We start from the raw sequence: 20,984 nt of genomic DNA, 5'->3' as shown, positions 1-20,984 counted from the left end.
CGCCAGAGGGTGGGGCCGTCAGTCGGCCTCGCCCGTGGCGAAGGCGGCGCCCGCCAGCAGCCGCAGGGTGGGCATGTCGACGGCGCTGCCCAGTCCGGGGCCACCCAGGAAGTAGAGCGCCACCCCCGGTCCGAGGTGCTTGCGCACGCCGATGAGCACCTCGGCGCTGGTGCGCCCGCCCTGGAGCGGCACGTTGAGCAGCACGCTCACCTCGGGCCGGGTGGCGGTGTCGTTCTGTCCTCGCGAGGTGACGGTGGCGCCCAGGCGCAGCTCGCTGCCCTCCACGTCGTGCTCCCGGTGGGTGAAGGGGGACAGGTCATTCCGGGGGCGCAGCAGGGCGCCCACCTCGCCGCCCACCTGGAAGCCCTCGCCCACGAAGCCGACCTGGAGCCGGGGCGCCAGCGCGTAGCGGTCCCGGCCGAGCAGCTCCGCGCGTCCCACGGGCAGCGCGGCCGACAGCTCCGCCGCCACGTTCACCGGGGCCCCCTCGCTCATCCGCCACAGCGCCGCGCGCACCTCGAGCCAGGGCTCGTCGAGGCCCGAGCCCTCGGGCGGTGCCAGGTCCAGGAAGCGCTGTCCCCGCTGGCCGATGATGTAGGGCAGGTGCGCGCCGAACTGCAGCCAGGGCAGCACTCCCACGGCCGCGGCGACATGCCCGGAGAACTTGTTCTCCACCAGCCCCGTCGCGTTGACGCCGGGATCCCAGGTGCGCAGGAAGTTCAGCGGGAGGTGCTCGTAGTGCGCCTGGAGCGACACCCGCACGACGCCGGGCGCCAGCGTGCGGCCCGTGCCCACCACGAGCGAGCCCAGTCCGGAGGGCTCCAGGTGCAGGCGCTGCAGCCCGAAGGAGGGCAGGGGGGAGGGCGCTTGGGCCTCGCCCACGTCCGCGAGGAGCAGGGCGGCGAGAGGGACAACCCATCGGAGGGTCACGGGTCGGGGCTCCTGGTCGAGGCGCCCATCTTCGGCAAGTTCGCGCAGTTTCGCCAAGCCAACACTTCGCGACCGCGGACCTTCGGCACTCCGCTCCGGGATTGACCCCCAGTGGTCAGTGCACGATAGGTAGGTGCACGGCGGCAGCAGACAATTGTCCCGAGCGTTATCAATTTTCTCGGAGCTTCAGTTCCTTCCGGTTTTGGAAGGGAATCCCCCGCTTGAACCGCTCCAGGGAAAGCCATGGCCCGTATCCTCGTCATTGATGACAGCCCCACGGTCGCGTTGTCGATGTCCCGGCTCCTCATGGACGACGGGCATGTCGTGGAGACGGTCGACACCGTGTCGGAGCTGCCGGGGTACCTGAGCACGATGCGGCCGGATCTCATCCTGCTGGACTTGCAGATGCCGAGCCTGCCCGGGGTGGAGTGGGCGGCGTTCATGCGCCGTGTCCAGCAGCGGCGCCTGTCCCTCATCATCCACTCCGGCCTGCCGTGGCAGGAGATGGAGGCCGCGGCGCAGCAGGTGGGCGCGGTGGGCATCATCCCCAAGGGCGCCGCCCCGGACGCCGCGCGCTGCATCATCAACAGCGCGCTGCGCCGCACGGCCAGGGCGCTGGGATGAACCAACCGCTCGTGCGCGTCTCCACCGGGAGCCGGCGGTGGCTCGTCCGGGTGGAAGACCTGCAGGAGGTGGTCCCGATGATGACCCTGGCCCAGGTGGAGGGGCAGTGGGGCGGGTGCCGGGGCGTGCTCAACCTGCGCGGCGAGCTGATTCCCGTCTTCGATGGCAATGGGCCCGAGGCCCCCCTGGAGCCCTCGCGGCTCATCCTCGTGCTGCGCGAGGCCGGGGGCGCGCGGGTGGGGCTCATCGTGGACGAGGCCCACGAGGTGGTGTTCCTTCCCGAGCAGGCGCTCGCGCCGCGCCCGGTGGGAGGCGGCCGGACGCGGCGGATGGCGCTGGTGGGGGAGGAAGTCTTCAGCGTGCTGGAGCCCGGCGAGGTGGCGGCGCATGGCGGGTGAGCCGGACGAGGCGCTGTTGCGCCGGCGTGCCGCCCGGTACGCGGCGCGGGGCGCACCCGGGGCGCTCGAGGTGGCCGAGCACCTGTGTTTCAGCCGGGGCGCGGGCCAGTACGCGCTCCCCTTGGAGAGCTTGCGCGAGGTGCGGCCGCGGGGCCATGTGGCGCGCGTGCCCGGGGCCTCGCCCGTGGTGGCGGGCGTCTTCCAGTTCCGGGGCGAGCTGCTCAGCGCGCATGACCTGGCGGGCTGGCGGGAGCCGGGTCCGGGCGCGCGCTCGCGCGGGGAGTGGCTGGTGGTGGTGGAGCACCAGGGGGCGCGTCTGGGGCTGGTGGCCGACGCCGTGGAGGGCATCGAGCGGCGGGATGCCGGCCAGCTGGGCGCCGTGCCGGTGCTGCTCGGGGAGCGCGGCGTGTGCTTTCGTGGGGTGCTGGGTGCCCAGCGCCTGCTCATCGAGCCCGAACGGCTCTTCTCCACTCCCGCCTTCTTCAGGGCCTTCTAGCGCTCACCTCGAAAGGACTCCCGCCCATGGCTCCCCTTCCCCCTTCCCATGATGGCCGTCTGGGCTCCGCCGCCGAGGAGCTCGAGCGGCGCCGGCGCGTGCTGGGCTTCACCGACGACGACGCCCGGCGCCTGGCGGAGCTGCGCCCCGTGGCCGAGTCGAGCAACGACGCCATCATCGAGCGCTTCTACGCGCACCTCATGTCGCACGCCGAGATGCGCGCGCACTTCCAGAGCGAGGCGCACATCGCGGCCCTCAAGCGCGCCCAGTCCCAGTACTTCCTGGAGCTCTTCCAGGGCAAGTACGACCCGGCCTATGTGGAGGACCGGCTGCGCGTGGGCAGGGCGCACGAGCGCATCGGCCTGGGGCCCATGTGGTACGTGGGCTCCTACAGCCAGTACCTCTGCTCGCTCATCCCCATCGTGTTGGGGCGGGGCCAGCCGGGCAACGAGGAGCTGTCCGAGACGCTCCAGTCCCTGGTGAAGATCATCTGCCTGGACATGTCGCTCGCCATCGACACCTATATCGAGGCGATGACGGACCGGGAGACCACCCAGGTGCGCCGCTTCGTGAGCGCGCTGGAGAGCCTGTCCGTGAGCCTGTCGTCCTCCTCGGGGGAGATCCTCGATGCCGCGTCCCGGCAGACCAGCGCCGCGCAGCAGCAGGCGAGCGCCGTGGCCGAGGTGACGAGCACCCTGAGCGAGCTGCGCCTCACGTCGATGCAGGCCCTGGAGAAGGCCGAGGCCGTCATCACCGTGTCCGAGCGCTCCATCGAGTCCTCGCGCCTGGGCAGCCAGGCGGTGGAGGCGTGCATCCAGGGCATGCGGGAGATCCGCGAGCAGGTGGAGGCCATCGCGGACAAGATCCTCTCGTTGAGCGAGCAGACGCAGCAGATCGGGGAGATCATCGCCTCGGTCAACGAGATCGCCGAGCAGTCCAAGCTCCTGGCGCTCAACGCCGCCATCGAGGCGGCGCGCGCGGGCGAGCATGGCCGGGGCTTCGCGGTGGTGGCCACGGAGATCCGCAGCCTGGCGGATCAGTCCAAGCAGGCCACGGGGCAGGTGCGCAAGCTGCTGGGCAGCATCCAGTCGGCGACGAACTCGGCGGTGGTGGCCTCCGAGGCGGGCACGCGCAAGGTGGAGGCCGGGGTGGAGCTGGCCAACCGCGCGGGCCAGAGCATCCAGCAGCTCGGAGGCTCCATCGAGGAGTCCTCGGCGGCCGCGCGCCTCATCGCCAGCGCCGCGCGCCAGCAGACCGCCGGCGTGCAGCAGGTGTCCGAGGCCATGGGCGACATCAGCGACGCGATGAACAGCACGCTCACGAGCCTCGGCCAGACGGAGACGTCGGCCAACCAGCTCAACGATTTGACCCGGAGCGTCAACCAGCTCGTGGACTCCTTCTCGAGGCCCAAGGTGCCCAAGTCCGCCGAGTACCGGATGGCGTGAGGCCCTCTGCCCATGCCCCCCTCGCGCGAGGAGTTGGAGCTGGCCATCCGCATGACCTTCGCCACCGAGGCGAGGGACTTGCTGCGCCAGGTGGAGCGGGCCCTGCACGGGCTCGCCGGAGGAGATGCGTCCGAGCGCGAGTCGCGCTGTCGGGACATGCTGCGCGGACTGCACACCCTCAAGGGCGCGGCGGCGGCCTCGCGCCACGAGGAGGTGGCGCACGCCACCCATGCGCTGGAGGACATGGTGCACGGGGTCCAGGCGGGCCGCGTCACGTTGGAGGGGGTGGGGCTGGAGGGGCTCTTCTCGGGTCTCGAGCGCGTCTACGAGGCGCTGGAGCCCGTGCCCGCGGCGGCGGGCGCCGCGGCGTCGGCACCGGGCATGGCCTTCGCCGGAGGAGCGTCGGCGAGCGAGGTGGAGGCGTTCCTGCGGGTGCCGCCCGCGCGGGTGGACGCGTTGCAGGCGCTGGTGGGGGAGTTGGTGCTCGGCCGGCTGCGGCAGGAAGCGCTGGCGCGGCGGCTCGTGTCGGCGCGCGACCAGTTGGGCGAGGCGATGGACCGGTGGCGCGAGCTGGGGGCGCGGCTGGAGCCGTGCAAGCGCACGTTGCCGAGGGCCCAGTGGGCGGGACTGAAGGCGGCGCGGGACGCGTGTGGCCCGGCGATGAGGGGGGCGTGGCAGGCGCTCTCGGCGGTGGCGCGCGAGGCGCCGGCGCTGCTGGCGCACGAGGCGGGGGTGGACGCGGCGCTGGAGGAGGGGATTCGCGAGCTGCGGTTGATGCCCTTGCAGCCCTTCCTGGAGGAGTCGGCGCGGGGGGCGCGCGAGGCGGCGCGCGCGAGTGGCAAGGAGGTGCGGCTGGAGGTGCGCGCGGGCGGGGCGGAGGTGGACCGGGTGGTGTTGATGCGGCTGCGCGAGGTGTTGTTGCACCTGGTGCGCAACGCGGTGGTGCACGGGGTGGAGACGCCCGAGCGGCGGCGCGCGGCGGGCAAGCCGGAGGTGGGCACCCTCACGCTGGAGGCGTACTGCGAGGGGGCGCGGGCCTTCGTGCGCGTGGCGGACGATGGGGCGGGGGTGGACGTGGAGCGCGTGGTGCGGCGCGCGCGCGCGACGGGATGGAGCGGGGATGCGGAGTCGCTCGACGCCGAGGGGCTGCTCGCGCTGCTGAGTCTGCCGGGCTTCTCCACGCGCGACGAGGTGGACGCGCTGTCCGGACGGGGCGTGGGGCTGGACGTGGTGATGAGCACCCTGCGCGAGCTGGAGGGCTCGCTGCGCCTGGAGCACACGCCGGGTCAGGGGACGGCCTTCCTGCTGGAGGTGCCGGTGTCCACCTCCACGCACCGGGGGCTGGTGGTGCGCGTGGGCGAGGACTGCTTCGGCGTGTTGCTGCAGCACGTGGAGCGCGTCCTGCGGGTGGGCGCCAGCGACGTGGGGAGCCTGGAGGGCCATGCCACGGTGCGGGTGGGGGGCGAGCCGGTGTCCCTGGTGGCCCTGTCCGCGCTGTTGGGCCTGGGGGGGGACGAGGGCACGCCCCGGCGCACGGGCGTGGTGGTGCGCCAGGGAAGGCAGCGGCTGGTGCTGCTGGTGGACGACGTGCCGGGCGAGGAGCGCCTGTTCATCAGGCCGCTCGGACCCGCGTTCACCGAGGCCCCACTGGTGCTCGGGGGAGCCCCGCGGCCGGACGGCTCGGTGCTGCCGGTGCTCCGGCTGCCGGCCCTGTTCGCGCTCGCGGCCCAGGGCGCGGGGGAGGGGAGCGCCTCTGCTTGCCTGGTGCCGCGCGCGGTGCCCGAGCCATGCGCGGTGCTGGTGGTGGATGACTCTCCCACCCTGCGGACGTTGTTGCGCAACGTGTTAAGAGCCGCCGGCTTCCCCGTGGTGGTGGCGCACGACGGCCTGGCGGCCATCGAGGCGTGGCGCCGGCAGGAGTTCGGCCTGGTGGTGACGGACCTGGAGATGCCACGCCTGGACGGGATGGGGCTGTGCCGCTTCGTGCGGCGCTCGGAACGGCCCCGGACGCCCGTGCTCCTGATAACCTCCCAGGGCGGCCCCGAGGAACGGCGTCGGGCGCGGGACGTGGGTGTGGACGCATACGTGGTAAAAGGTGAATTCGAGCAGGCCTCGTTCCTGGGGCTCGTGCGGAAGCTGACGAACACGGGAGAGCACCGCGTTGAAGCTGCTGTTGGTTGAGGATTCGCGCTCCGTCGTCGCCTTCCTCGAGCAGCTCCTTCGCCGGGAGCCGGACCTCGAGCTGTTGCCGCCCGTGGACAATGGCCGCGACGCGGTGGCGGCGGTGCAGCGCTGGAAGCCGCAGCTGGTGTTGATGGACCTGGTGCTGCCCGGAGGCATGGGCGGCGAGGAGGCCATCGCCGCCATCATGGCCACGGCGCCCTGTCCCATCGTGGTGCTCAGCGGGCAGTTGGACACGCGCGGAAGGGACCGGACCTTCGAGTCGCTGAGCGCGGGGGCGGTGGACGTGTTGGCCAAGCCGATGCTGAGCGGGCCGGAGGAGGTGCAGGCCTTTCGCGAGCGGCTGTTGCGCACGGTGCGCACGATGGCGCACGCGCGGGTGGTGGGACGGGGGAGGCTGTCGCGGCGCCTGCCGGTGGTGCGCACGCCGTCGGTGGCCACGCCGGTGGTGGCACCCCGTCCCTGCTCGCTGCTGGCGATTGGGGGCTCCACGGGCGCGCCGCCGCTCGTGTACGAGCTGTTGCGCATGTTGCCGGCCCCGGCGCCCTTCCCGGTGCTGATCTCCCAGCACATCGTCCAGGGCTTCGAGCCGGGCTTCGCCCAGTGGCTGTCGGGCACGGGGCACCGCGCGGTGGTGGCGCGGGGCGGCGAGTGGCTGGAGCCGGGCTCGGTGTACGTGTCCCCGGCGGACCGGGACATGGTGGTGCGGGCGGGGAAGCTGCGGACGCAGCCGGCCCGGGGGGTGGCGATCCCCTCGGTGAACGTGCTCCTGGAGAGCGTGGCGAGCTTCTATGGAGACCGGGCGGTGGGGTTGCTGCTCACGGGCATGGGGGTGGACGGCGCCGAGGGCCTGCTGGCGATGCGCCAGGCGGGGGCGCTGACGGTGGCGCAGGACGGGGCGAGCTGTGTGGTGGACGGCATGCCCGGCGCGGCGAGGGCGCTCGGGGCGGCGGTCCAGACGCTCACGCCCTCGGCCATGTGCGCCCTGGTGGTCGCGCTCGCGCGCATGTCCCCGAGGAGCTGAGGCCCCGGTGAGCGCTTTTCGTGTCCAGGTGGAGGCGTCCGGTTCTCGAGGCGCGGCGATGGTGGTGGCGCGCGCGTTCCAGCTTCCCCTGGAGGAGGCGCGCCGGCTGCTGGCCGAGCCGCGGGTGTTGCCGAGGGACTTGGACGAGGCCGAGGCGGGGCGGCTGGTGGAGGCGCTGCGGCGGCAGGGCGTGACGTGCGCGGCGGTGCCGGTGGTGGGGCGGGCGAGCGCGGTGTGTGGGCGCCACCCCGTGCTGTCCGCGGAGCGGCCGTGCGAGGAGTGCCGCGCCCTGGTGTGCGTGCTGTGCCAGGGGGCGGAGGGACGGGCGTTGTGCGCGGGGTGCGCGGCGCGGCGGGTGCGGCGCACCCGGGCGAAGTGGCTGCGCGTGAGCGTGCTGCTCGGGGTGCTGGTGGGGCTGGTACTTTGGGGCGTGTCACGCCAGCGCTCGCGGGACAGGCGCCTCACCTGGGAGCGTCCGCTGGAGGTGGCCGTGGTGTTGCTGGCCCGGGGCGAGGTGACGCCCGAGGTGCGGGGGGCCTGGGAGAAGGGCGTGGAGCGGCTCGGGGACTGGGCCGCGCGCGAGGCGGGCCGCTACCGCGTGGAGCTCGGGCGGCCGGTGCGCTTCGTCCTGGCGGGTCCGGTGAGCGGAGGGGACTTCCGCTTCGAGCCCCCCGAGGACACGGGCTGGTGGGCGCGGCTGCGCCAGGCGCACCGCTGGTCGACGGCGCTGGCGGCGGTGGACGAGGAGGCCGGGGTGTCCTCGCGCCCGTGGGACGCGCGCATCTACGTGGTGTTGGAGGACGCGCAGGAGGGCGGGCCCCGGCTCGTGGAGGGCATGGCCGAGGCGGGAGGGACGATGGGGCTGGTGCGGGGCGTGCGCGGCGACACCGGGCTCACCCTGGAGCTGACGGCGGTGGCGCACGAGTTCTTCCACTGCCTGGGCGCGGCGGACGCCTACGACGCCGAGGGCCACGCGCGCGTGCCCGAGGGGTTGGTGGAGCCCGGGCGCGAGCCGCTCTATCCCCAGCCGGCCGCCGAGGTGATGGTGGGCGAGGTGCCGCTCGGCGAGGCGCGGGGGCGGCTGCCGGAGTCCCTGGAGGAGGTGGCGGTGGGGCCCGCCACGGCCCGGGCGCTGCGCTGGACCTGGTGACGTCCCGCGCGCGGCCGTGCCCGGGGGATGACATTTCAGGTCATCTTTTCGTGCTGACTTCTCCAGTCATGTCTAGAGTGACGCGGGCATGGCGAACGATGAGCGGCAGGAGCGCGCGTGGCGGGCGCGGCCCGAGGAGGGGGAGGCGGCGGGACTGCCGCTGAGCTTCTACGCGCGGTGGGACGAGGCCACCGTGGACGAGAAGCTGCGGCTGGCGCGGGAGGCGGCGAGCTGTCCGGGCTTCGACGAGGAGGATGCCTTCGAGGTGGGCAGCCGGCTGGAGCAGGCGCTGGAGGAGGCCGGCCGGTACGCGGAGTTCGAGTCGGTATTGGACGTGTGGAAGGAGCGGGCCGCGCGGGTGCACGAGGCGGAGCCCGCGGTGGCCACCTGGCGGGTGGAGCTGGCGTTGCGGTTGCCGGGCCGGGACGTGAAGGGCGCGCTCGTGTCGCTGGCGCGGCGCACGGGGGACTGCGCGCTGGTGATGCGGCTGGCCGAGTGGTGTCTCTACCGGGGCCGGGTGGAGGAGGCGCGCGCGGGCCTCTTGGAGGCCTGGCCGCGGGTGCGCGAGGACGAGTCGCTCGCGGAGTGGACGCGGGTGGACTACGTGGTGCGAGCGGTGCTCGGCTGCATGGACGCGGAGCTGCTGCGGGCGCCGGAGACGTCCTGGGAGCGGATGGCGGAGGTGTTGTCGCCGTTCGACCGGGCGGTGCCGCATTGGGCCGCGGAGGCGTTGGGGTTGCGCACGGGCCGGGCGGCGTGGCGGCGGCGTTCGAGGCGCGAGGTGCTCGCGCTGCCGCCGGAGCGGTTCTTCGACGCGCAGCGGGTGCTGGTGATGGCCTTCGAGCCGGAGCTGCGGTTGCGCCAGGGCTGGCCGTGGGGCCGCACGCAGCTCGTCTTCCCGGAACTCTTCCACCTGCTGCCCGGGCCGTTCGGAGAGGGCGGCGCGGGGTCGGGCGCGCCGCACGTGCTCCTGCCGCTGCTGGGGGATGTGGAGCAGTGGGTGCGAGGTGAGGCCGAGGCGCGTGCGCTGCATCCGCATGTGCATGCCGCCACGGCGCTCGCGCTGCGTCCGTGGGGCGAGTTCCTTCATGGGCTGGGTCTGGTGGGCGCCGGGGAGCTGGCCGGGTGGTGGGAGGGGGCGTGGGAGTTGCTCGGGGGCTTGGGCGAGCAGTTCGAGGTGTCGGGGGATCGCCTGCTCGTGGACGAGATGCACCGGGTGTTTCGCGGAGGGTGGCCCCATGGGGAGCGGTGAGTGGGAGCGGCCCGGCGAGCGCGTGGAGTCGCTCGTGCGGGTCCTGGAGGAGGGGTCCAGCTATGAGGCGCTCGTCTCCGCGGCGCGGCGGCTCTTGCGGCTCCGGGCCACCGAGGCCCTGGTTCCCCTGGTGCGGTGGCTCACGCGCGCCGAGCCCGGGACGGAGCTGTACGAGCTGCTCATCGCGGGACTGAAGGACTGGGGGCCGGCGGTGGCGCCCGCCACGCTGGAGGTGCTGGAGGACATTGGAGAGGGGGAGGCTCGCTTCGAGCTGCTCCAGGTGCTGTCGCATTGCGGCGCGCGGGACGAGCGCATCTACACGGCGTTGCTGGCGCTGCTCGAGGAGGAGCCCTTCCAGGGGTCGGTCAACCTGTCGGCCTATGGCGATGCGCGGGCCGTCGAGTTGCTGAGCCGGGCGCTGGACGCGTACGAGCTGGAGGACGACGTGGCGGATGTGTTCGCCCAGCAGACGGTGCTCGAGCTGGGGTTCGCCATCCAGGAGCTGGGGGGAGCGCTGACGCGCTCGCAGCAGATGAAGCTCGAGGCCGCGCGGCGCCTGCGCGAGGAGTGGAACGAGCTGATCGATCGCTGGCGCGCGAGCACGCACGAGCGGCAGTCGTCGCGGCCCGGGCGCAACGAGCCCTGCTGGTGTGGCAGCGGGGTGAAGTACAAGAAATGCCACCTGGGCGCGGACCGTGCCCGGTTGCCGTGAGGGGCCTGGGTGGGGGAGGGTGGACTCCGAGCGGGAGGTGCACGAGGCGATGAGCGAGGAGCCGGGTTGGAGGCCCACCGAGGGGGGCCGCACGTTGGGGCTGACGGGGGGCGAGGGGGGAATCATCGTCCGTGACGAGGAGCACCCCGCGGGGTTGCGGCTCACCCTGGAGGAGGATGCGTCGCGCTCGTTCCACGCGCTGACGTGTGGGGTGACGGGCTGGCTGGTGCACCGCCGCTACTTCTCGAGCGAGGCGGAGGCGGCCGCCGCCTGGGAGGAGATGCGGCCCGCGCTGGTGGAGCTGGCGCTGCGGCTGCCCGCCTCGGGACCCAAGGGGATGGATCCCTCGACGCGGGAGGCGGGGGCGAGGCTGGGGGCGTTCGTGGCGCGCTTTCCCTGAGTGTCAGACGGGCGGGCGATACTGCGTCCGGGTGGCTCCTTGCTGGAGGACTTCATGCCCGAACTAACCGGCTCGTGTTCTTCCCCTTTGTTCGGCCCGACGCTCCCCACCCATTCCTCTCGGGGCGAGCTGCCTCCGGGCCTCGCCGCCCCCTGGGCGTTGCCGTCGTTCGTCTCCTCGGCGCCTCCCCGCTCCGAGGGTGAGGCCCTGTTGCGCCGCATCTTCTCGCGAGGTACGCGGATGTAATGAGAAAGGCTCTTCACTCCGGGCCTTTTCGTTGGCGGGGCGTGGTGGGTATAGGCTGGTGGAGGCGCATGAAAGATGTCGCCGACTGGAATTATCGCCTGCTTGGAGAGTAGGTAGGCGGGCCGCGGGCGCGGTCTGGGCACGGCGGATGGGTTTCGTGTGAGACTGGGACGCGTGGCGGCGCCCGAATCCAGTTGGGAGTGCGTCCGATGCAACGAGAGCAGGAGGGTGCACGCGTGCGTGGCCGGGTAATGATCGTGGACGATGATGTGATGGTGAGTTCGGCGCTGCGCCGGACGCTGGCACGCGAGCATGACGTGGAGGTGGTGACGAGCTCACGTCAGGCCCTGGAGTTGCTGTCGGGTCCCAAGGGAGCCGAGGTGGACGTCGTGCTGTGCGACCTGATGATGCCGGACCTGACGGGCATGGAGCTGCACGCGGAGCTGTCCGTGAAGGCGCCAGGCGTGGCTCGCCGGATGGTGTTCGTCACCGGTGGGGCCTTCACACCCGCGGCGCGCGCCTTCATGGATCAGGTGAAGAACGCACGGGTGGACAAGCCCTTCGACTCGCAGCAGTTGCGCGAGCAGGTGCGCGAGTGGGTGGTCAAGGCGCGCACGATGGAGCCCGGCCAGGCGGCGTGAGGCGTGCCCGGCGCCCGCTCGGCGCGGGTGGCGATGAATGACGGACCGGGGTGCTGCGTCTTCTCTTCGAGGCCCGCCTTCATTTCGAGGGTAGGTTGGCCTCCGACGTGACGTACCCACCCGTTGAACGAGGAGTCTCCGCCATGCTGTCGCCCCGTGCCGTGCTGTTGTCCGCCCTGCTGCTGGGTCTCCCGCTGCAAGGTGCCCTGGCCCAACCCCGGCCGCCCGCCGTGGTGCCGGTGACGGCGACGCAGGAGCGCACCATCCGCGTGGAGGGCCAGGGCGAGGTGAAGGTGTCCCCGGACGAGGCCTTCATCGACCTGGCGGTGGAGACCCGGGCCTCCTCGGCCCAGGCCGCGGCCGATGCGAACGCGAAGAAGATGGACAAGGTGATCGCCGCGCTCGTGCAGGCGGGCGTGGCGCGCAAGGACCTGGAGACGCGCAACTACTCGGTGGCCATGGAGTACGAGCCCCCGGTGCACGGGGCGGAGACGCCCAAGCCGCGCGGCTACCTGGTGAACAACACGGTGCAGGTGCACGTGCGCGACCTGACGAAGGTGGGGCCGCTGCTGGACACGGCGCTCAAGGCGGGCGCCAACCGGGTGGACTCGGTGCGCTTCGGTCTGAGCAAGCCGGAGACGGGCCGGGATGGGGCGCTGCGTGACGCGGTGGCGCGGGCGCGGCAGTCGGCGCAGGTGCTGGCGACGGCGCTGGGCGTGAAGCTGGGGCCCGTGCTGGACGCGAGCACCATCACCGAGCCCATCCGCCCCATGCCCCTGGCGCGCTTCGCGATGGCCACCGCCGAGAGCGCGGACGTGGCGACGCCCATCCAGCCGCAGGAGCAGACGGTGCAGGCGACGGTGACGCTCATCTACGCCATCGAGAAGTAGTCCGCGCTCCCCACGCGAACGCGAAGAGGCCCCGGAGACACGCGTCCCCGGGGCCCCCTGCCTCCCCAGTGCCTCAGCGGGGCAGATCGGCGGCGCGGCGCGCCGCGTCCCACGTCCCGCTCACGTTGGGCGGCATCTCCCGGGCAATCCGCTGCGCCAGCCGCTCGGTGATTTGCGAGTGGATGGACGCGAAGACCACGTGCAGCACGAGCCGGACCTGCTCGGCGTCGACCTGCAGGTGCTCGGCGACATCCAGATAGAAGTCATCCTTGTCGAACTTGCGCGCGTTCGCGCTCCGCTCCTTCCAACAATGTTGGAAGAGCTCACGCAGGCTCTCGGGGAGCTGCTCCTTCATCTCCTGCACCAGCCCACCGGGGAGCCGCTCGCACAGCGCGCAGATGACGGCCTCGGCCGCATCGGTCGGAGGGTACTCGGGGACCTCGCGGTTGATTCGCGCGAGGAAGGACTCCGCGCTCGTTCCAACGCCCTCACCAGACCAGGACTCCGTCTGCTGGGTATGCATCATGGGTGTCCGCCTCCTTTCGTGTCAGGTTGGAGACGTCGCGTCGGAATGGCACCCGGGTCCGCGCGGAGTGATGGCCCGGGCCCGAGTCCCCGCTCCCGGACCAGGCGGCCAGGCTACTTCGGTGAGGCGGGGACCTTGCCCGGGGGGCCGGCGTACAGGTCGATGACCTCGGACAGGGCGTGCTGGCACACGGAGCAGAAGGGCACCCGGTCGCGGGTGAACATCACGCAGTCCAGCTGGGGCCGGTAATAGCCCCGGGCCTCGTACATGGCCCCCTCGAAGGCGCCCGTCTGCTTCGCGGCGGGCTGGGCGCGGAAGAAGGCCTCCTCCCAATCGCGCTGGCGGGTGAAGAGCGCGTCCATGTCCGACTCGGGACGGCGCTCGGCGCGGATGCGGCGGCGCTGCTCCTGCACCTCGCGCGCGTGCGCCTCGTACTCGTCCTTGGCCCAGGGCGTGGGCAGCGGCGTGCCGGGCGTCACCCACGCCTTCCACTTGAGGCGCGCCGGGTCCTTCAACGCCGTGACGTTCTTCTCCCACGGCTCCACGCGCTCCTCGCTCGGCGCATAGGCGCTCTCGGAGGTGTAGTACTCGTCCGCGAGCCCCGCGAAGTGGTGGCCGAACTCGTGCACGAAGACGTAGGGGGACCAGAGGCTGTCGGCGGCCACGGTGCTGTAGAGGCCGAAGATGCCTCCCCCGCCGTAGGTGTTGCCGTTGACGAGGATCTCCACGAACTCGTACGGGGCGAACGCGGCGATGTCCCGGAAGCGCCGGTTCTCGAAGGTGAGCACGTAGCGCTCGCTGCCGAAGGCGTCATAGGTGGAGCCCACGGGCGGGTCCCGGTGGATGCCCGTGGAGGGCCGGGAGATGCCGGACTGCCGCGCGGCCGGCATCAGCCCCCAGACGTTGAAGTCGCGCTTGCGCTCCTTGAAGGGCGAGAACGTGAAGAGGATGTCCACGAGCCGCCGCGCGTCCTTCTCGAACTTGGGGCGCTCCTTCTCCGTGTAGCCATCCCCCAGGATGAGCACGTCCACCTTGTCCGCGGGCGCGCCTCCCTCCACGAGCTTGAGCAGCGCGCCGGGCGTGGCGGGCGGGGCGGGGTCGACGAAGGGATCCTCGGGGTCCACCGTCAGGCTCCACACCTCGCGGAAGGAGTTGTCCTTCGCCCGCTTCTTGAGCAGCACCTGCACGGGCTTGTCCGGCGCGGCGAAGCGCAGCGACTCGTGGAAGGTGCGGTTCACCTCGCGCGCCTCGGGCGTCGTCTCCCACTCGCCGTAGATGGAGGCGAAGCCGCGCGAGTAGAGCAGGCGGTTGGTGTCCCGGTCCCTCACCTCGAAGAGGTACTTGCCGAGGTTGCTCTCGTCGATGGCGCGCGAGGGGTTGCCGGGCCAGGGCAGGGGCTCCACCACGAGCCGATCGAGGCTGAAGCGCTCCTCGGTGGCGTTGCCGGTATGGAAGTAGTCGACGCGGAAGGTACGGGGGCCTGGAGCGGCGGCGGGGCTCGCGGCCAGGAGCAGGGCCAGCAGGAGGTTCATGGCCCGGCACCGTACTCGAAGCCCGCCGTCAGAACGTCCCCGACAGCGAGGCGCCCGCTCCGCCCGGGCCCGCCGTGACGTCCACCGACACCGCGGGAGGAGCGCGGGGCGAGGGCGACACGAGGAAGAGCACCGCGCCCGTGGCGAGCGCCGCCCCCGAGCCGATGAGCAGCCCCGTCAGCACCTGGCCCTTGCGCGAGAGCTGACCCACGAGCCGCCGGCCCGTGTCGTCATCGGCCTCCACACGGCCGTTCTCATTGAGATGGCCACGTTGCAGCTCCGCCCACTCCTGCTCCGCGGACAGGCGCACTCCTCCCGCCGCCGCCAGGGCCGCCACCCCCACGCCCAGCGTCACGTACGACACCACGCGCGTGGCGCTCGGGCCGGAGGGCTCGGGCCTCGTGGCACTCACGGCGGAGGGGAGCGGAGCCTCCCAGGGCGGCTGGAGATTGGGCTGGGCGACCACGACGCTGGGCTGCTCCTTGCCGGTGGTGATGAAGTCCACCAGCGCGGAGAGCGACTCGACCGGGGCATCGAGCCCACGTGTCTTGAAACCCCCCTCGCGCAGCTTCTGCGCGCCTTCCACGTTGAGCACGGTGGCGGCGAGCCACTTGGGCCCGCTGCTCGCTCCCTCCAGGCGCACCACGATGACTTCCTCCACGCCCAGCGTTCCACCCAGCCGTACCGCGTGCGACAGGCCCTGCTCGCCCTCCTCGGGAGTGGCGAGGCAGGGAAAGGGCGTGGCCGACACGGCGCCCTCGTAGGCGAGATCCACTTGCACCAGCGTCTCCTCTCCCTGGACGGAGAGCTGACGCGGAAAGCTCACGGCGTCTGCCTTCTTGAGTGTGAGCGCATAGGTGCCGGGCGGCACCTCCAGCGTCAGCGGAGTCTGCCCCACGCTCCGGCCATCGAGGAACACCTCGGAGGAGAGCAGGGTGGACGTCACCGAGAGCCGCACCTTGCGCGTCCGGGCGAGCTCGCGGCGCAACTTGTCGAAGAGCTGCCGGGTGGAGGGCGTGTAGTCGTCGGGATCGAGCTGGTACTGCGCATCCAGCCGCAACACGTTGAGGAAGGCGTCGTCGCTCTCCTTCATCCGGCCGAGCGCGCGCAACGTCATGCCCTGCAACAGCCAGGTGTCGACGAACAGCTTCCAGCGCGTCTCCCCCACCGGGAGCCGGACCACCTGCTCGAGCACCTCGCCCAGGGCCTGCGTGGCCCGGGTATAGCGCGCCTCGTAGAACTGGCCCCGGGCGGCCTCGAACTGGCGCTGGATGTCCGCGAGGCTTCCGGAGGGTGGGGGGAACAGGCGCTCGGCGAAGTCCGCGGGCGTCAGCACGTTCTCGCCCGCGCGGGCCGACAGGGTGTCGTGGAGGGCCTTGGTCTGGCTGCTGAGCGCGGCGTCCTTGCAATCGCCGCTGGCGAGGACCGCCCGGCGGGGCGCTGCCTGCGTCATGCCACCGAGCGCGAGGGCGAGCACCACCGCCACCGGGTTGAATCTGGAAGAAAAGGTCATGGTGGGGCGCGCGGTTGCAGGGCCCGTTCCGGAGCGGACCGGGAACCGAGGCGCCCAGATAGCAGCCGCCGGGCCCCGCCCACAACCCGCCCGGTTCCGCCCCCAACCGCTGTCATTTCGCGACCTTGGACGGGTCCCACGCGGCCTACCCATCACGGTGTCCTCCGCTCGGGGACGGGGGGCCCAGCGCACGTCTGCCCGAGCCGCCGTCCCGAGCATGGACGGCGCATCCGGGGCGGTGGAACGACCCGGACGCCATCCTGCTTGCCCGGCGGGGAGGCCTTGGGCCATACCCTGCCCGGTGGGACGGCGTGGCCATCTTCCCCCGGATGTCGGATGGACGCGCTCTCCGTGACAACTCCATGACATGGATCAGCGAAAAGTAGGGCCGCCATGAATCTCGCCGTGATGGTCAACCTGCGCGCACGCCGCGGCTCCGAGAAGGTCGGCGGTCTGGTGCGGCGTCTCTTCCCCCGTGCCCGTCTGGCGCTCACCCGCTCCCTCGAGGACGCGCGGTCGTGGATCAGCGGCACCCTGCGGCAGGATCCCCCCACGTTGCTGCTGGCCGGAGGAGGGGACGGCACCATCACCGGGCTCATCAACGAGATGCGCGCGCAGGGGCTGGCGCTGCCGGCCATTGGCGTGCTGCCGCTGGGCACGGGCAATGCGTGGGCGCGCGTCACCGGGGCGCCGAGTGCTTCAGTCGCCCTGCGTCAGCTCGCCCGGTGTGGCGAGCGCCTGCCGCCGCTGCGTCCCTTCTCGCTCGTGGGGCTGGAGGGCCGGGTGGCGCCCTTCGCCGGGACGGGGTGGGACGCGGAGGCCCTGCAGGACTTCAAGGACAACCTGGCGAGGTTCCCGGCCGGGCCCCTGCGCGAGGCGAACGCGGGCCTGCGCGGCTACCTGGGCGCCCTGGCCACCCGCACCATTCCCCGGCACCTGCTGGGCAATGCGGACCTGCGGGCGAAGGTCTTCAACCTGGGGGCGCCCGCGCTCACCGTGGACGCGCAGGGCCGGGTCATCCCCATGCCGGGCGGGGAGACGGGCGCGCTGCTCTACGACGGGCCCATCGGAGTGTGCGGGGCGGCCACCACGCCCGAGTTCGGCTTCGGCTTCAAGGCCTTCCCCTTCGCCCAGGCCGTGCCCCACCGCCTGTCCGTGCGCGTCTATGGCGTGGGAGCGCTGGAGGGCGCGCGCAACGTGTTCAAGCTGTGGCGCGGCCAGCACCCCATGCCCGGCATGCACGACTTCTTCGTCGAGCGCCTGCGCATGGACTTCGACCGCGACATCCCCTTCCAGATGGGGGGCGACATCATGGGCATCCGCCGCTCGCTGGAGTTCTCCCTCGCCGAGGAGTCCGTGAACCTCGTGGACTGGCGGCAGTTGGGCCGGCTCGTCGCGAGCGCGTGACACGCTCCGCTTGACCGCGTCCCGCCCGAGCCTCTAAGGGCGGCGGGACACGATCCCAGCGGAGGCAGCCGCCGTGAGCCATACCTATGAGTACCCGCGCCCGGCGTTGACGGTGGATTGCGTGGTGTTCGGCCTGGACGAGGAGGACTTGAAGGTGCTCCTCATCCGCCGGGACCTGGAGCCCTTCCAGGGCCGGTGGGCCCTGCCGGGCGGCTTCGTGCGCATGGACGAGTCGCTCGAGGACGCCGCGCGCCGCGAGCTCCAGGAAGAGGCCGGCATCCGCCCCGTCCTCCTGGAGCAGCTCTATACCTTCGGCGCCCCGGGGAGGGATCCGCGCGACCGGGTGGTGAGCGTGGCCTACTTCGCCCTGGTGAAGCTGTCCGACCACCGCGTCCACGCCGCCACCGACGCGCGCGAGGCCGCCTGGTTCCCCGTCTGGGACATGCCCAGGCTCGCCTTCGACCACGCCGACATCGCCGCCACGGCGCTCCAGCGCCTCAAGGGCAAGGTGCGCTACCAGCCCCTGGGCTTCGAGCTGCTTCCCCCCAAGTTCACCCTCACCCAGCTCCAGCGCCTGTACGAGAAGATCCTCGAGCGCGAGCTCGACAAGCGCAACTTCCGCAAGAAGCTGCTCGCCATGGGCCTGCTCGAGGAACTCGACGAGGTGGAGCAGGACGTCTCCCACCGCGCCGCGCGCCTCTACCGCTTCGACCACAAGAAATACAAACAGTTGGAGAAGGCCGGCTTCAACTTCGAGCTGTGACGCCTCTCCTCGTTGACTTCGTGTTGATGCGACACTAAGTTGGTGTCCGTCGAACACGGAGTCAGGGGAGGAGCGCCATGTCGCCGTTGCCCTTCGAGCTCGCCGCCGCCACCGTCCAGGGCCGGGAACATGCCCGGGCGGGGCGCAACAACCAGGATGCTTTCTTCACCCGGACAGGCCCCCGGGGCCTCGCCGCCGCCGTCGCGGATGGGTGTGGCAGTGGGCGCCAGAGCGAGCTGGGCGCGCAGCTCGGTGCCCGTCGCGCCGTGGAGGGCGCGCTCGCGCTGCTGGAGGAGGGCCTGTCACCCGGCTCGCCCGGCTTCCTCGCGCGGCTGGAGGCGGACCTGCTGTGCTTCCTGGGAGGGCTCGCCCGGGAACTGGGGCCCTCGGCCGTGGGCGAGGCCCTGCTCTTCACGCTCGTGGGCGCCGTGCTCACCCCGGACGAGGCGCTCGTCTTCTGCGCGGGGGATGGACTCTGGGCCCTCAATGGCGAGGTCCATCCGATCGGCCCCTTTCCCGGGAACGCGCCGCCATACCTCGCCTATGGCCTGTTCAAACCGGGCACGGGCTCGCTGTGCTCCCTGGCGCTGAGGCCCACGGCGGAGGTGCACTCGCTGGTGCTCGGCACGGACGGGGCCGCGGACCTGGGCGGGCTCGCCGGGGCGTGCGTCCCCGACAGCGACGAGCCCGTGGGGCCGCTGTCGCGGTTGTGGACCGAGGACCGGTACTTCACCCATCCGGACGCGCTGCGCCGCCGCCTGTCGCTGCTCAACCGCGAGTCCGTCCGCGCCGACTTCACCGCCCGGCGCCTCGTGCGCGTGCCGGGCCTGCTCGCCGACGACACCACCCTCGTCATCCTGCGCCGCCAGCGGGAGAGGAACTGACGCCATGGACGTCTATCTGGAAGGGAAGAAGCTCCGGGTGGATCCGTCGAAGGCGCTCGGCAAGGGGGGCGAGGCGGATGTGTTCGACCTGGGGGATGGACGGGTCCTCAAGCTCTTCAAGCCTCCCGAGCACCCCGACTACGACGCCCAGCCCGAGCAACAGGCCGCCGCCCGCTCCCGGCTCGCCGAGCACCAGCACAAGCTGCCCGCGTTCCCCCGGCCACTGCCCCCGCGCGTGGTGTCGCCCCAGACGCTCGCGACGAGCCGGTGGGGCAAGGAGGTGCGGGGCTACGCCATGCGCAAGCTGGAGGGCGCCGAGCCCCTGCGCCGCTTTGGTGACCCGGCCTTCCGCCGCGCGGGCGTGCCGTCCTCGCGGGTGGCGGCGATCTTCCGGGACCTGCACCGCACGCTCGGCGCGCTGCATGGCGGGGGCGTGGTGGTGGGGGACTTCAATGACTTGAACATCCTCGTCATCGGCGAGGACGCTTGGCTCATCGACGCGGACAGCTTCCAGTTCGGGCCCTACCTGTCCACCGTCTTCACCGAGCGGTTCCTGGATCCACTGCGCCTGGGCGCACAGGCGGGGGGCTTGAGTCCCTCTCGTCCGGCCTCCGCGGACAGTGATTGGTATGCCTTCAGCGTCGCGTTGATGCAGAGCCTGCTATGCGTGGGGCCGTATGGTGGCATCCACCGCCCGCGCGCGTCCGGACCCAAGGCCACGCCGACGGCCCGGGTGCTCCAGCGCCTCACGGTCTTCCACCCGGACGTGCAGTATCCCAAACCGGCCACGCCCCTCGGCGTGCTTCCGGATGAACTGCTGCACCGGTTGCACCGCGTCTTCGTCGAGGACGAGCGGGGCTCCTTTCCCCTGCCGTTGCTGGACGCGCTGCGCTTCACCGTGTGCGCCTCGTGTGGCGTGGAGCACGCGCGGGCGTCCTGCCCCACGTGCCGTCCGAGCGCGACGCGAACGGCCACGCCCGTCACCACGGTGCGCGGCCAGGTGGTAGCTACGCGCTTGTTCACCACGGAGGGTGTCCTCCTGCACGCCTGTGTGGAGGATGGAACCGCGCACTGGCTGTTCCACGAGCGGGGGGCGTACCGGCGAGAGGATGGCTCCGTGGTGCTCCAGGGGCCGTTGAACCCGGCGTTGCACTGGGCGCTCCAGGGCGGGGCCACGCTGGTGGGGCAGGGGGCGGAGTTCGCCGTGCTCACTCCGGGACGGCCTCCCGAGCGGCTCGGGGTGGACACACCAGATCAACGTCCGGCTTTCGCGACCAACGCGCGTCACCGGTACTGGGCGCAAGGGGGGGCGCTGTGGCGGGACGGGGCGTTCGGTCCCGAGCGCTTGGGGGAGGTGCTCGAGGGACAGACGCGGCTGTTCGTGGGGCCGCGCTTCGGGTTGGGCTTCCACCGGGCGGGAGCGCTGCGCGGCGCCTTCGTCTTCGATGCCGAGCGTCCAGGCCTCAAGGATGGACTGTCGTTGCCCTGGCCCTCGGGGAGGCTGGTGGACGCGGAGGCGGTATTCGAGGGGGCGGTGTGCTGGCTGTTCCTCGCGGAGGAGACGGTAGGGCGCACGGTGCACCACTGCGTGGTGCTGGGGGCGGATGGGGTGATGCGGGCGAGCGCGACGGCGGAGGCGGGGGACGGCTCGTGGTTGGGGACGCTCCGGGGCAAGTGCGCGGCGGGGGAGGCGCTCTTCGCGGCGACCGACGCGGGACTGGTCCGGGTGGAAGTGCGGCAAGGGAAGGTGGAGGTCGTCCGCGAGTTCCCCGACACCGAGCCCTTCGTCGATGCCGACAGCCGCCTGCTCCTCACGCGTCAGGGACTCGTCGTCGTGGGCCGCCAGGAGGTGACGGCGCTGCGGATGACGTGATTCTCGTGGGGTTGAGCGCCCATGCTCCCGCCGCGGCGGGGAATTCCATTCCTCGCTGATTCTTGGATTAAACAGGACCCATTGTTATGGCGCCCGG

20 protein-coding genes are annotated in these 20,984 nt (G+C 72.1%); 16 read left to right on the top strand and 4 right to left on the bottom strand.

The features are described 5' to 3' along the window. Positions 1-18 precede the first annotated feature (18 nt). A complete protein-coding gene (locus D187_RS26445; protein ID WP_002629406.1) occupies positions 19-930 on the bottom strand; it encodes a hypothetical protein in 912 nt (303 codons plus the stop codon). Positions 931-1,173: 243 nt separating this feature from the next. Between D187_RS26445 and D187_RS50390 the strand changes: the two genes are divergently transcribed. From D187_RS50390 to D187_RS26385, 12 genes are all read left to right on the top strand, one after another. Then, positions 1,174-1,554 carry a response regulator gene (locus D187_RS50390; RefSeq protein WP_002629405.1) on the top strand — a complete coding sequence of 127 codons (381 nt, stop codon included), beginning with the start codon at positions 1,174-1,176 and terminating at the stop codon, positions 1,552-1,554. Beyond that, entirely contained in the window at positions 1,551-1,952 is a 402-nt protein-coding gene (locus D187_RS26435; protein WP_081713871.1) for a chemotaxis protein CheW, read from the top strand. Before D187_RS50390 ends, D187_RS26435 begins: the two co-directional genes overlap by 4 nt. Beyond that, positions 1,942-2,448: a chemotaxis protein CheW gene (locus D187_RS50385; RefSeq protein WP_002629403.1), complete on the top strand. Its 507-nt coding sequence runs from the start codon at positions 1,942-1,944 to the stop codon at positions 2,446-2,448. The genes D187_RS26435 and D187_RS50385 overlap by 11 nt, the downstream gene beginning before the upstream one ends. Before the next feature lie 26 nt (positions 2,449-2,474). Beyond that, complete coding sequence (locus D187_RS50380) at positions 2,475-3,893, top strand: globin-coupled sensor protein (protein WP_002629402.1); 1,419 nt, start codon at positions 2,475-2,477, stop codon at positions 3,891-3,893. A gap of 12 nt (positions 3,894-3,905) precedes the next feature. After that, a complete protein-coding gene (locus D187_RS26420; RefSeq protein ID WP_002629401.1) occupies positions 3,906-6,074 on the top strand; it encodes a hybrid sensor histidine kinase/response regulator in 2,169 nt (722 codons plus the stop codon). After that, positions 6,055-7,098, top strand: coding sequence for a chemotaxis protein CheB (locus D187_RS26415; RefSeq protein ID WP_002629400.1), 1,044 nt, complete (start codon positions 6,055-6,057; stop codon positions 7,096-7,098). The genes D187_RS26420 and D187_RS26415 overlap by 20 nt, the downstream gene beginning before the upstream one ends. Before the next feature lie 7 nt (positions 7,099-7,105). Continuing rightward, complete coding sequence (locus tag D187_RS26410) at positions 7,106-8,248, top strand: B-box zinc finger protein (RefSeq protein ID WP_002629399.1); 1,143 nt, start codon at positions 7,106-7,108, stop codon at positions 8,246-8,248. An 88-nt stretch (positions 8,249-8,336) separates the two neighbouring features. Beyond that, entirely contained in the window at positions 8,337-9,500 is a 1,164-nt protein-coding gene (locus tag D187_RS56430; RefSeq protein ID WP_002629398.1) for a hypothetical protein, read from the top strand. Then, positions 9,487-10,212: a YecA family protein gene (locus D187_RS58135; protein WP_002629397.1), complete on the top strand. Its 726-nt coding sequence runs from the start codon at positions 9,487-9,489 to the stop codon at positions 10,210-10,212. Before D187_RS56430 ends, D187_RS58135 begins: the two co-directional genes overlap by 14 nt. Positions 10,213-10,231: 19 nt before the next feature. Continuing rightward, entirely contained in the window at positions 10,232-10,612 is a 381-nt protein-coding gene (locus D187_RS26395) for a hypothetical protein (protein WP_002629396.1), read from the top strand. A gap of 482 nt (positions 10,613-11,094) precedes the next feature. After that, positions 11,095-11,499, top strand: a complete 405-nt coding sequence (locus D187_RS26390; protein ID WP_002629394.1) for a response regulator — start codon at positions 11,095-11,097, stop codon at positions 11,497-11,499. 143 nt (positions 11,500-11,642) lie between these two features. Next, complete coding sequence (locus tag D187_RS26385) at positions 11,643-12,389, top strand: SIMPL domain-containing protein (RefSeq protein ID WP_002629393.1); 747 nt, start codon at positions 11,643-11,645, stop codon at positions 12,387-12,389. Between the two features lie 73 nt (positions 12,390-12,462). Here the strand turns inward: D187_RS26385 and D187_RS26380 are convergent, their stop codons facing one another. The 3 genes from D187_RS26380 to D187_RS26370 all read right to left on the bottom strand — a co-directional run bounded on the left by D187_RS26380 (position 12,463) and on the right by D187_RS26370 (position 15,960). Beyond that, positions 12,463-12,915, bottom strand: coding sequence for a DUF2267 domain-containing protein (locus tag D187_RS26380; RefSeq protein ID WP_002629392.1), 453 nt, complete (start codon positions 12,913-12,915; stop codon positions 12,463-12,465). A 113-nt stretch (positions 12,916-13,028) separates the two neighbouring features. Continuing rightward, the gene (locus tag D187_RS26375) at positions 13,029-14,447 is read right to left on the bottom strand and encodes an IgA Peptidase M64 (protein ID WP_002629391.1); all 1,419 of its coding nucleotides are present in this window, start codon (positions 14,445-14,447) and stop codon (positions 13,029-13,031) included. Between the two features lie 28 nt (positions 14,448-14,475). Further along, positions 14,476-15,960 (bottom strand): PEGA domain-containing protein, encoded by a 1,485-nt coding sequence (locus D187_RS26370; RefSeq protein WP_002629390.1) that lies wholly within the window; start codon positions 15,958-15,960, stop codon positions 14,476-14,478. Between the two features lie 393 nt (positions 15,961-16,353). Here D187_RS26370 and D187_RS26365 point away from each other — a divergent pair, with 393 nt between their 5' ends. The 4 genes from D187_RS26365 (at position 16,354) to D187_RS26350 (ending at position 20,887) form a co-directional block, all read left to right on the top strand. Then, entirely contained in the window at positions 16,354-17,367 is a 1,014-nt protein-coding gene (locus D187_RS26365; protein WP_043431569.1) for a diacylglycerol/lipid kinase family protein, read from the top strand. Between the two features lie 73 nt (positions 17,368-17,440). Beyond that, positions 17,441-18,130 (top strand): NUDIX hydrolase, encoded by a 690-nt coding sequence (locus D187_RS26360; protein WP_002629388.1) that lies wholly within the window; start codon positions 17,441-17,443, stop codon positions 18,128-18,130. Between the two features lie 77 nt (positions 18,131-18,207). Then, the gene (locus D187_RS26355) at positions 18,208-19,014 is read left to right on the top strand and encodes a protein phosphatase 2C domain-containing protein (RefSeq protein WP_002629387.1); all 807 of its coding nucleotides are present in this window, start codon (positions 18,208-18,210) and stop codon (positions 19,012-19,014) included. A 4-nt stretch (positions 19,015-19,018) separates the two neighbouring features. Further along, positions 19,019-20,887, top strand: coding sequence for a hypothetical protein (locus tag D187_RS26350; protein ID WP_002629386.1), 1,869 nt, complete (start codon positions 19,019-19,021; stop codon positions 20,885-20,887). Positions 20,888-20,984 lie beyond the last annotated feature (97 nt).

This window comes from Cystobacter fuscus DSM 2262, assembly GCF_000335475.2.
GTDB lineage: Bacteria > Myxococcota > Myxococcia > Myxococcales > Myxococcaceae > Cystobacter > Cystobacter fuscus.
This window is presented reverse-complemented; position numbering and strand designations above follow the sequence as displayed.

What these genes read in the sequence shown, in the direction of transcription:
- D187_RS50390 (WP_002629405.1), top strand. Translation starts at nt 1,174, where the DNA reads ATGGCCCGTATCCTCGTCATTGATGACAGCCCCACGGTCGCGTTGTCG.
- D187_RS26435 (WP_081713871.1), top strand. Translation starts at nt 1,551, where the DNA reads ATGAACCAACCGCTCGTGCGCGTCTCCACCGGGAGCCGGCGGTGGCTC.
- D187_RS50385 (WP_002629403.1), top strand. Translation starts at nt 1,942, where the DNA reads ATGGCGGGTGAGCCGGACGAGGCGCTGTTGCGCCGGCGTGCCGCCCGG.
- D187_RS50380 (WP_002629402.1), top strand. Translation starts at nt 2,475, where the DNA reads ATGGCTCCCCTTCCCCCTTCCCATGATGGCCGTCTGGGCTCCGCCGCC.
- D187_RS26420 (WP_002629401.1), top strand. Translation starts at nt 3,906, where the DNA reads ATGCCCCCCTCGCGCGAGGAGTTGGAGCTGGCCATCCGCATGACCTTC.
- D187_RS56430 (WP_002629398.1), top strand. Translation starts at nt 8,337, where the DNA reads ATGGCGAACGATGAGCGGCAGGAGCGCGCGTGGCGGGCGCGGCCCGAG.
- D187_RS58135 (WP_002629397.1), top strand. Translation starts at nt 9,487, where the DNA reads ATGGGGAGCGGTGAGTGGGAGCGGCCCGGCGAGCGCGTGGAGTCGCTC.
- D187_RS26385 (WP_002629393.1), top strand. Translation starts at nt 11,643, where the DNA reads ATGCTGTCGCCCCGTGCCGTGCTGTTGTCCGCCCTGCTGCTGGGTCTC.
- D187_RS26380 (WP_002629392.1), bottom strand. Translation starts at nt 12,915, where the DNA reads ATGATGCATACCCAGCAGACGGAGTCCTGGTCTGGTGAGGGCGTTGGA.
- D187_RS26375 (WP_002629391.1), bottom strand. Translation starts at nt 14,447, where the DNA reads ATGAACCTCCTGCTGGCCCTGCTCCTGGCCGCGAGCCCCGCCGCCGCT.
- D187_RS26370 (WP_002629390.1), bottom strand. Translation starts at nt 15,960, where the DNA reads ATGACCTTTTCTTCCAGATTCAACCCGGTGGCGGTGGTGCTCGCCCTC.
- D187_RS26365 (WP_043431569.1), top strand. Translation starts at nt 16,354, where the DNA reads ATGAATCTCGCCGTGATGGTCAACCTGCGCGCACGCCGCGGCTCCGAG.
- D187_RS26355 (WP_002629387.1), top strand. Translation starts at nt 18,208, where the DNA reads ATGTCGCCGTTGCCCTTCGAGCTCGCCGCCGCCACCGTCCAGGGCCGG.
- D187_RS26350 (WP_002629386.1), top strand. Translation starts at nt 19,019, where the DNA reads ATGGACGTCTATCTGGAAGGGAAGAAGCTCCGGGTGGATCCGTCGAAG.